Below are 2,938 nucleotides of genomic sequence, written 5' to 3' on the forward strand. Positions count from 1 at the left end.
CCGCTGGCTCATGCCGCGCAGCAGACCGACCTGGATGTTGGAGCGCTCTTCAATGCTGAGTTCGTGGTAAGACATGGCAACACCGTACCGGAAAGGTCAGGTGTTGCACTCAGTTTTTGCCGCCGCCGGGTCTTAAGGGGGACGACGATAGTGATGGCATGTTGATTTTCTCGAAGGGTGGCAGGGCGCAGGTTTTGGACTTTACTGATAGTTTCAAAGGAGAACCCTCATGACACACGACATGCCAGCCTATGGCCTGTGGGGATTGGTGATCATCAACTCATTGGTGTTCATCATCTTCGCGTTCAGCTTTTTCAAGCCAAAGTCAGCTCGTGATTGGCGAAGTTTTGGTGCTTTCAGCGCATTCCTGGTGGCGCTGTTCACCGAGATGTATGGCTTTCCGCTGACAATTTATCTGCTGTCGGGCTGGCTCGGCACCCGCTATCCCGGCATCGACTTTTTCTCGCACGATGCGGGCCACCTGCTTGAGGTCTTGTTCGGCTGGAAGGCCAACCCCCATCTGGGGCCGTTCCACATCGCCAGCAGTGTCTTCCTTATTGCTGGCTTCTGGTTGCTGGCCTCTGCCTGGCGAGTGCTGTACGAGGCACAAAGGTCAGGCAAGCTCGCCACCACTGGACCTTATGCGAAAGTCCGTCATCCGCAATATATCGGTTTCGTGTTGATCATGTTCAGCTTTCTGTTGCAATGGCCGACATTGATAACAATTGCCATGTTTCCGATTCTCGTGTTCATGTATACGCGCTTGGCGAAATCTGAAGAGCGTGATGCGCTTGCTCAGTTTGGTGATGCTTATCGTCGATACATGAATGAGGTCCCCGCTTTCATTCCTCGTTTTGGTGGTCATAAAGTGCAAGCCAAATCGTAATTTCGACTTAGTGAGATGAGTGATGAAATATGGAAAAGTATAACGGCATGCGCACGGAAGAGTCGGGGAAGTCGGGCGGGTCTATGAGGACGGTAACTGATCCAGTCTGTGGCATGGAGGTCAATCCGGAGCCAACGACGCTCAGTCAGGAGTACCAAGGGCGGCGTTTCTGGTTCTGCTCGAGTCGCTGCCAAGGGGCGTTCGCCAAGGCGCCAGAGCGCTATATGGGCAAGGTTGAGCATGAAGGTTGCAGTCACGAGCATACCCATGATGGTCCTCACGGAGGCAGCTCCTCGGTGGCAACCCCTCGCGCCAATGAACATGGTGTGGAGGGCAAAGCCAAGGATCCCATCTGCGGCATGCTGGTGAACAAGGCTACGGCCCTGAAGAGTGAGCGCGGCGGGCGCACTTACTACTTTTGCAGCGAGAGCTGTAAACAAACCTTCGAGTCCCCCGAGACTGAGCTCAAGCGGATGAAAACACGGGTGACCATTGCGCTCACCGGTGTGCTTGCTCTTGCCATCCTGCGCGCGGGAGCATTCATTGGTCTCGCTACTGGCGCCACCATCCTGACCTGGGTGCCGATTGACGCACTTCCCTTCTTCACCTGGGGCGTATGGTTGTTTCTGCTGGTAACTCCGGTGCAATTCATCGGTGGCTGGAGCTTCTATAAGGGTGCGTGGAATGCCATTCGCACGCGCAGCATCAACATGGACTTCCTGATCGCGCTCGGCACAACGGTTGCCTACTTCTATAGTGTCGCCGTGTTGTTCTTCCCTGATGTCCTGCCGATCAAGGTCGATGAGCGAGACGTCTACTTCGAGGTTTCGGCAGTTATTATCGCCTTCGTGCTGCTGGGCAAGTACATGGAGGAGATCATCAAGAAGAAATCCTCTGCTGCCGTGCGGCGGCTGCTGGACCTGAAGCCAGCTACGGCCCACGTGCTACGCGACGGCAAGGAAGAGGAGATCCCGGCCGAAAGCATCATGGTCGGTGAGATCGTGGTGGTGAGGCCTGGCGAGAAAATTCCCACCGATGGTGCAGTCACCGAAGGTGAAACGAGCATTGATGAATCGATGCTGACCGGTGAGTCGATGCCGGTGGAAAAGAAGCCTGGCGCAGCTGTGATCGGTGGCACGCTCAACCGCTCGGGGCTGTTCCGCTTCAAGGCTACCAAGATCGGTAAGGAAACCGCTCTGGCACAGATCATCAAGATGGTGGAAGACGCCCAGGCGAGTACGGCGCAGATCCAGCGGCTCGCGGACAAGGTCACTGGCTATTTCGTGCCGGCAGTGGTTCTGGTTGCCCTGCTTGCCTTTTTCGGTTGGTGGGCCTTTGGATTCTTCCCCCAGGGCCTGCTCGCCTTCATTGCCGTACTGATCATTTCCTGCCCGTGTGCACTCGGCGTTGCAACGCCGGCTGCATTGATGGTTGGTGTCGGCAAAGGTGCGGACATGGGCATCTTGATACGGGGCGGTGAGGTGTTGGAGCGTGCTGAAAAGCTCTCGACCGTCGTTTTCGACAAGACCGGTACGATCACCCGTGGCGAGCCGACGGTGACCGATATAGTGCCACTTAAAGACATCGATGAAGCGGGTGTTCTGGCTCTGGCTGCAGCCGTTGAAATTGGCTCTGAGCACCCCCTTGGCGAAGCCATCGTGCGCGCAGCTCAGCATCGTGGTTTGGTGCTTGAGGCCGCTCGCGGCATCAAGGGCATAGCGGGTCACGGCATCCAGGGGGAGTTGCACGGCACATTGGTCTGGCTCGGCAACCGGCGTCTATTCCAGCAGCAGAACATCGCGATCAGCCATGCGGAACAAGCCATGGCCCAGCTGGAAGCCCAAGGCAAAACCGCAATGCTGGTTGGTCGGGGGGGGGATCTGCTGGGCATCATCGCGGTGGCTGACACGCTCAAGCCGGAAGCTGCCGAAGCCATTAGTGAACTCAAATCGCGTGGTATTCAGGTGGTTCTTTTGACTGGTGACAATCAACGTACGGCCAAGGCGATTGCTCAACAGGTTGGAATCGATCGTGTCATCGCCGAAGTATTGC

Annotated in this window: 2 protein-coding genes; both read left to right on the forward strand. The window is 56.4% G+C overall.

The window, feature by feature from the left end; genetic code table 11:
- The first annotated feature begins 229 nt into the window (after positions 1 to 229).
- Positions 230 to 886 (forward strand): methyltransferase family protein, encoded by a 657-nt coding sequence (locus RA210_RS18580; RefSeq protein ID WP_201487605.1) that lies wholly within the window; start codon positions 230 to 232, stop codon positions 884 to 886.
- 29 nt (positions 887 to 915) lie between these two features.
- Positions 916 to 2,938 (forward strand): heavy metal translocating P-type ATPase (locus RA210_RS18585; RefSeq protein WP_201487606.1); only part of this gene is annotated, 2,023 nt, incomplete at its 3' end.

The sequence above is a fragment of the Pseudomonas sp. OF001 genome (assembly GCF_904426495.1).
Classification (GTDB): domain Bacteria; phylum Pseudomonadota; class Gammaproteobacteria; order Pseudomonadales; family Pseudomonadaceae; genus Geopseudomonas.

Excerpts from the sequence above, each read along its gene's own strand:
- RA210_RS18580 (WP_201487605.1), top strand. The coding sequence starts at position 230 with ATGACACACGACATGCCAGCCTATGGCCTGTGGGGATTGGTGATCATC.